At 44.1% G+C, this 619-nt stretch carries 1 protein-coding gene; it reads right to left on the reverse strand.

Going from position 1 to position 619, the window contains the following annotated elements; genetic code table 11:
- Nucleotides 1–367: 367 nt before the first annotated feature.
- The coding region (locus E2K52_RS14580; RefSeq protein WP_151205701.1) for a glycine zipper 2TM domain-containing protein at nucleotides 368–619 on the reverse strand (252 nt) is incomplete at its 5' end.

The raw sequence follows: 619 nt of genomic DNA on the forward strand, positions 1-619 counted from the left end.
CTGAACCAATGGTTGCGCCAGTTTGGCCACCTAGCTGTTTGCCTACGGCAGCACCGGCGACTCCACCCAGAGCAGAAGCAAGAGCAGTATTGGTTGAATTGCCGGCATTGGCTGCTGTCATACCCATGGCTGAGGTTGCAATAACAGCAATTATTAAATTCTTATAGTTCATGAGTACACCTATAAAATATCTGGATCTAATTTGTATAACTTATAAGTTAAGGCAGTAAATTTGAGTGAGCATGAAGGCAATGTTATAAAACTGTATGGGTTTTATCCTTTATTTATTCATAATCTTAGAAGGTATTAAAAGGCATATTAAAAAAAAGCACCCGAAGGTGCTTGTTAAATGTCGTGGGTTTAAAACTTAGTGATGACGATGACGCTTTTTCCAGTGTTTAGAGCGTTTTTCCGCAGCACGATCAGCAGCTTTGTCCTTAGAAATTTTGTTACCCAATGCTGCACCACCAGCAGCACCTAATGCTGAACCGATATAACCGCCATTTGTGCCGCCCATGTTTTTACCTACGGTATAGCCTGCACCACCACCCAATGCACCACCGATTGCAGATTCGGTACGGTTACGCTTGTTGCTCGCGACTGCAGCGCCACCTGCACC

Source organism: Acinetobacter sp. RF14B (assembly GCF_006864105.1).
GTDB classification, from domain to species: domain Bacteria; phylum Pseudomonadota; class Gammaproteobacteria; order Pseudomonadales; family Moraxellaceae; genus Acinetobacter; species Acinetobacter lwoffii_C.